The sequence below is a fragment of the Micromonospora sp. NPDC023633 genome (assembly GCF_040640035.1).
In the GTDB taxonomy this organism is placed as follows: domain Bacteria; phylum Actinomycetota; class Actinomycetes; order Mycobacteriales; family Micromonosporaceae; genus Micromonospora.
On record NZ_JBFABB010000227.1, the window covers coordinates 1 to 5,652 of the forward strand.

The 5,652-nt window shown below is 76.7% G+C and carries 7 protein-coding genes; 6 read left to right on the forward strand and 1 reads right to left on the reverse strand.

Going from position 1 to position 5,652, the window contains the following annotated elements; all coding sequences use genetic code 11:
- Positions 1-339 precede the first annotated feature (339 nt).
- Together AB0G13_RS33775 and AB0G13_RS33780 are read left to right on the forward strand one after the other, a co-directional pair.
- A complete protein-coding gene (locus AB0G13_RS33775) occupies positions 340-1,308 on the forward strand; it encodes a Replicase polyprotein 1ab (protein WP_357883501.1) in 969 nt (322 codons plus the stop codon).
- The gene (locus tag AB0G13_RS33780) at positions 1,305-2,321 is read left to right on the forward strand and encodes an HAD-IIA family hydrolase (protein ID WP_357883485.1); all 1,017 of its coding nucleotides are present in this window, start codon (positions 1,305-1,307) and stop codon (positions 2,319-2,321) included. Before AB0G13_RS33775 ends, AB0G13_RS33780 begins: the two co-directional genes overlap by 4 nt.
- 71 nt (positions 2,322-2,392) lie before the next feature.
- On the opposite strand, the gene AB0G13_RS33785 is transcribed toward AB0G13_RS33780, so the two are convergent.
- Entirely contained in the window at positions 2,393-2,731 is a 339-nt protein-coding gene (locus tag AB0G13_RS33785) for an SCP2 sterol-binding domain-containing protein (RefSeq protein ID WP_357883504.1), read from the reverse strand.
- 113 nt (positions 2,732-2,844) lie between these two features.
- Between AB0G13_RS33785 and AB0G13_RS33790 the strand changes: the two genes are divergently transcribed.
- The 4 genes from AB0G13_RS33790 to AB0G13_RS33805 all read left to right on the forward strand — a co-directional run bounded on the left by AB0G13_RS33790 (position 2,845) and on the right by AB0G13_RS33805 (position 5,618).
- Positions 2,845-3,453, forward strand: coding sequence for a hypothetical protein (locus AB0G13_RS33790; RefSeq protein ID WP_357883489.1), 609 nt, complete (start codon positions 2,845-2,847; stop codon positions 3,451-3,453).
- 28 nt (positions 3,454-3,481) lie between these two features.
- Entirely contained in the window at positions 3,482-3,778 is a 297-nt protein-coding gene (locus AB0G13_RS33795; protein WP_357883492.1) for a hypothetical protein, read from the forward strand.
- Positions 3,779-3,799: 21 nt separating this feature from the next.
- Positions 3,800-4,660 carry a TlyA family RNA methyltransferase gene (locus tag AB0G13_RS33800; protein ID WP_357883495.1) on the forward strand — a complete coding sequence of 287 codons (861 nt, stop codon included), beginning with the start codon at positions 3,800-3,802 and terminating at the stop codon, positions 4,658-4,660.
- A 73-nt stretch (positions 4,661-4,733) separates the two neighbouring features.
- The gene (locus tag AB0G13_RS33805) at positions 4,734-5,618 is read left to right on the forward strand and encodes an NAD kinase (protein ID WP_357883498.1); all 885 of its coding nucleotides are present in this window, start codon (positions 4,734-4,736) and stop codon (positions 5,616-5,618) included.
- Positions 5,619-5,652 lie beyond the last annotated feature (34 nt).

A 5,652-nucleotide genomic window follows, 5' to 3' on the forward strand; every position in this document is an offset into this window, starting at 1 on the left:
GGTTTCCGTGGTGGCGACCGCGAGGGTGGCTTCCGTGGCGGCGACCGTCGTGAGGGTGGCGACCGTCCGGGTGGTTTCCGTGGTGGCGACCGCGAGGGTGGCTTCCGTGGCGGCGACCGTCGTGAGGGTGGCGACCGTCCGGGTGGTTTCCGTGGTGGCGACCGCGAAGGTGGCTACCGCGGCGGCGACCGCGGTGAGGGCGGCTTCCGGGGCGGAGAGCGCCGCGACGAGCGGCGGGATCGTCCGGAGGCGGAGGGGGAGCGTACGGCGGCCCCCGCGCTGCCCGACGAGATCGTCGCGACGGACCTCGACAAGGACGTCCGGGCCGAACTGCTCTCGCTGGCGAAGCCGGTCGCCGAGACGGTCGCCCGGCACCTGGTGGCGACGGGGCAGCTGATCGACGAGGACCCGGCCGAGGCGCTGGCGCACGCGCTGGCGGCCCGTCGGCTGGCGTCCCGGATCTCCGCTGTCCGTGAGGCGGTCGGTCTGGCCGCGTACCACGCAGGGGAGTGGCAGACCGCGATCGCGGAGCTGCGTACGTACCACCGGATGAGCGGGTTGCAGAGTCACCTGGCGGTGCTCGCGGACTGCGAGCGGGCGCTGGGCCGGCCGGAGCGGGCGATCGACCTGTTCCGTGGCGCGGACCGGGAGAAGCTGGACCGGGCCGTGGCGACCGAGCTGCTGATCGTGGCGGCCGGGGCGCGCGGCGACCTGGGCCAGAAGGACGCCGCCGTGGCCATGCTCCAGGTTCCCGATCTGACGAGCGAGACGGCCGAGCCGTGGACGGCCCGGCTGCGGTACGCGTACGCCGACGCGCTGCTCGCGGTCGGTCGTCGCGACGAGGCCCGCGAGTGGTTCTCCCGGGCGGCCGACGTCGACGCCGAGGGCGAGACCGACGCCGCCGAGCGGCTGCTGGAGCTCGACGGTGTGGTGATCGAGGGCGACGAGGAGGACGAGGAACCCGCCGAGGCGGTCGCCTCCGGGCCCGGCGCCCCGGGCGCGGTGCCGGCCCGGCCGGACGCCGACCTCGGCAGCGACGCGGATCCGATCGACGAGGACGCCGACGAGCGGCAGGACGGGTCGGGGACCGTCGACCAGGACGAGGCGGCGGTCGCGGCGGTGCCGGCGGACGACCTGGCCGAGGACGAGCTGACCGACGACGAGGCGGACGCCGTCGCCGCCGGTCCGGCCGGCGACGACACCGCGGCCGCCGCAGGTGGTGGCGAGTCCACCGCCGCCAACGGGTCCGACACCGCCGTCAACGGGTCGGACACCGCCACGGGCGGGTCGGACACCGCGCAGCGATGACGACGGGTGCCGGGGAACGGCTGGTCGACGGGTACGCCCTGGTCGTCTTCGACCTCGACGGCGTGATCTACCTGATCGACCGGCCGGTCCCCGGCGCGGTCGAGGCGGTCGGCCGGCTGCACGCCGAGGGTCGGTCGGTGGCGTACGCGACCAACAACGCCTCGCGCCGCTCCAGCGAGGTGGCCGACCTGCTCACCGGGATGGGCGTGCCTGCCCGACCCGAGGAGGTCCTCACCTCCGCGGCGGCCGCCGCCGAACTGCTTCGCGACCGGCTTCCCGCCGGCGCCGCGGTGCTGGTCGTCGGCACCGAGGCGCTGCGGGCCGAGCTGCGCGCGGTGGGGCTGACCCCGGTGTCCCGGGCCGACGAGTCGCCGGTCGCGGTGGTGCAGGGGTTCGGCCCGCAGGTCTGCTGGGCGGACCTGGCCGAGGCGTCGGTGGCCGTGCGCGGCGGCGCGACCTGGGTCGCCACCAACACCGACCCGGCCCTGCCCAGCGGCCGGGGACCACTGCCGGGCAACGGCGCCCTGGTCGCCGTGCTGCGCACCGCGCTCAACCGCGATCCCGACGTGGTCGTCGGCAAACCCGAGCCGGCACTGTTCACCACGGCGGCCCGCCGTGCCGGGGAGGGCCGGACGCTGCTGGTCGGCGACCGGCTGGACACCGACATCGAGGGCGCCCGGCGGGCCGGCCTGGACAGCCTGCTGGTGCTCACCGGCGTGAGCGACGCGGCGGAACTGCTCGCCGCCCCGCCGCACCGCAGGCCGACGTACGTCTCGATGGACCTGGCGGGGCTCTTCGACCCGGCGGCCGTGGTGCGGGTCCCGGGCCCGGCGGACGCCGGCGGATGGTCGGTGGCCTCGCGGGACGACACGCTGGAACTTGCCGGGTCGGGCCGCCCGCTGGACGCCCTGGCCGCGCTCTGCGCGACTGCCTGGTCGGCGCAGCCAGCGCGGATCCGTGCCGGGTCGGTCGAGGCCGAGAAGGCCCTGGCCGAACTCGGCCTCTCCGGCTGACGGCCGCCGGCACCACCGCGACCGGCTCGCGCTGCGCGTCGGCGAGACCCACCGGCCCGCGCCGGTTGGTCTCAGAGCAGCTTGCGCAGCTTCATCAGGTCGAGCGGGTTCGCCTTGATCGACACCCGTCGGGACGTGACCGCACGGGTGACGTCGAGGTCGCCCCGCACGAGTGCGAGCAGGTCGTCGCTGCTGGTGCTCAGCGCGATCCTGGCCTTCGGGTCGTCGCCGTCGGCCAGGTCGACCAGCCGGCCGCCGGAGAGCCGGCCATGGAAGGCGGTCTCCAGGTCGGTGATCCGGCAGGCCAGCGTCCGGTCGAAGTCGACCTTCTCCCGCACCGTCTCCGCGTTGCGGTCCAGCCGGGCCGCCAGATCCCGCAACGCCTGCCGGCATTCGTCCACGCTGGCCACGACCGCCCCCTCACCGCTCGCCACGCCGTCCCCGGCACCGTACCGCACAGGGCGTCCCGGGGTGCCCGGTAGCGTGGCACCTGCACACCCCCGCCCCGCGGAAGGAATCAGGCATGCAGGACGCGTGGCGCGCCTACCTCGAGCTGGCCATGGGCCTGACGGAGGCGCCCCGGAAGAAGGCCCAGGACGCGGTTCGCCGGGTCGTCGGCTCCGGCGGGGCGACCGCCGCCCAGCTGCAGACCCTCGCCGAGGAGCTGGTCTCCACCGGCGCGGCCAACCGTGAGGCCCTGACCAAGCTGGTGCGCTTCGAGGTGGACCGGGCCCTCGGCGCGGTGGGGCTCGCCACCGCCGACGAGGTCGCCGAGCTGACCCGACGGGTGCACGAGTTGGAGCGTCAGCTCCGCGACGCCAAGGCCACCCTCGGTGCCCCGCCACCCGAGCCGTCGCTCCCCGTGCCGGCCGGGTCGCCCGCCGGTGCCGGGCCATCGGCCGCCCCGGGCGCCGCCGAGCCGGCCGTACCCACCTCGGCGGCCCCCGCCCCGAGCACCCCGGTCGCGAGGCCGGCCGTCGCGAAGAAGGCGCTGGCCAAGAAGGCCGTCGCGAAGAAGGCGGTGGCCAAGCGGACGCCGTCCGCCCTCGCCCCGACCGAGGGCGCCGCGGAGCCGGTCCGGCCGGCGAAGAAGGCGCCGGCCCGCAAGCGGCCGCCGGAGGGCGAGGCGTGACCCGCCCGGCCCCGGCCGGGAGCGGGTCGTGAGCGGCCCCTTCCGGCCCGCCCCGCCGCCCGGCGCCCGCCCCGGCCCGCCGGGCGCCGGCCACGGTTCGGCGAGCGGCTCCTTCCGCCCCGGCCCGCCGCCGGGCGTCCGCCCCGGCCCGCCGTCGCCGCCGGAGCCTGCCGAGGACCCCGGCGACGACCGGCACCCCGCCGTGGACGCGGCCGTGCGGGCGATGGCCAACGCCGCGACGCTCGCCCCGGCCGACCAGATCGCGCAGTACGAGGCGGCGTACGAGACGCTGCGGGAAACCCTCGCCACCATCGACCAGGCCTGACCGACCGGAGAAGAACCACGCATGGCACGTCGTAACCGGCTGGACGCCGAACTCGTCCGCCGCGGCCTGGCCCGCTCCCGGGAACAGGCCGCCGCGCTGGTGGAGGCCGGCCGGGTCCAGCTGCGCGGCGTGCCGGCCCGCAAGCCCGCCGCGATGGTCGACCCCGCCGATCCGCTCCTGGTCACCGGCGAGGACCCCAGCTCGGAGTACGTCTCCCGGGGCGGGCACAAGCTGGCCGGCGCGCTGGCCGCCTTCGCCCCGGGCGGGCTGACGGTGGCCGGCCGGCGGTGCCTGGACGCGGGCGCCTCCACTGGCGGCTTCACGGACGTGCTGCTGCGTGCCGACGCGGCGGAGGTGGTCGCGGTCGACGTCGGCTACGGGCAGCTCGCCTGGCCGCTGCGCAACGACCCCCGCGTGCGGGTCTTCGAGCGCACCAACGTCCGTACGCTGACGCCGGAGGTCATCGACGGGCCGGTCGATCTCACGGTCGCCGACCTGTCGTTCATCTCGCTGCGGCTGGTGCTGCCGGCGCTGGCCGGCTGCACCCGACCCGACGGCGACCTCGCGCTGATGGTGAAGCCGCAGTTCGAGGTCGGCAAGGAGCGGGTCGGGACCGGCGGGGTGGTCCGCGACCCGCTGCTGCGGGCGGAGGCCGTGCTCGACGTGGCCGCCGCGGCGGCCCGCCTCGACCTCGGCCTCGCCGACGTGGCCGCGAGCCCGCTGCCGGGGCCGAGCGGCAACGTCGAGTTCTTCGTATGGTTACGCCGGGGCGCACCGCCGGCCGACCCGGAGCGGGTGCGCGCGGTGGTGACCGCCGGGCCGGGTGGCCCGGCGCCGTCCGGCGACCAGCCGGACGCGGCGACGGAGGAGGTGGCCGGGTGAGTGAGCTGGCGAGCCCCGCGGTCGCGGGCGTGCCGCGCGGGAATCGTGCGGGCGCGACGGGACGGCCGTCCCGGTGAGCCGCACGGCCCTGCTGGTTACGCACACCGGCCGCCGGCGCAGCACCGAGCACGCCCGCGCCGTCGCCGCCGACCTGACCTCGGCCGGCTTCGAGGTGCGGGTCGTGGCCGAGGAGGCCGACGACCTCGACCTGCCCGAGGTGGTCCCGGTGACCGGCCTGGAGGCGGCCGAGGGCGCGGAGATCGTCTTCGCGCTCGGTGGGGACGGCACCTTCCTGCGCGCGGCGGAGCTGGCCCGGCCGGCGAAGGTGCCGCTGCTCGGCATCAACCTCGGCAAGGTCGGCTTCCTCGCCGAGGCCGAGATCGACGACCTGGACAGCGCGGTACGCGACGTGGTCGAGCGCAACTACACCGTCGACGAGCGGCTCACCCTCGACGTGACCGCCGAGTTCGACGGTGGCCCGACCATCGAGTCCTGGGCGCTCAACGAGATCAGCGTCGAGAAGGGCGAGCGGGCCCAGATGCTGGAGCTGCTCGTCGACGTGGACGGCCGGCCGCTGTCCCGGTACGGCTGCGACGGGGTGGTCTGCGCCACCCCCACCGGCTCGACGGCGTACGCCTTCTCCGGCGGGGGGCCGGTGGTCTGGCCGGAGGTGGAGGCCCTGCTGCTGGTGCCGATCAGCGCGCACGCGCTGTTCAGCCGGCCGCTGGTCACCGCGCCCACGTCCACGTTCGCCATCACCGTCGACCCGTTCACCACCCTCGCGGTGATGTCCTGCGACGGCCGGCGGGTCTACGACCTGCCGCCCGGGGCGCGGGTCACCGTGCGGCGTGGCGCGCTGCCGGTGCGCGTCGTGCGGCTGCGGGACCGCCCGTTCACCGACCGGCTGGTGGCGAAGTTCGACCTGCCCGTGCACGGCTGGCGCGGCAACCGCCGGTGACCGCGGGGCGGGCCGACGCCCACCGGCCGCGCCC

Bases quoted from the DNA above. Each gene is read 5' to 3' on its own strand.
- AB0G13_RS33780 (WP_357883485.1), top strand. From the start codon at position 1,305: ATGACGACGGGTGCCGGGGAACGGCTGGTCGACGGGTACGCCCTGGTC.
- AB0G13_RS33790 (WP_357883489.1), top strand. From the start codon at position 2,845: ATGCAGGACGCGTGGCGCGCCTACCTCGAGCTGGCCATGGGCCTGACG.
- AB0G13_RS33800 (WP_357883495.1), top strand. From the start codon at position 3,800: ATGGCACGTCGTAACCGGCTGGACGCCGAACTCGTCCGCCGCGGCCTG.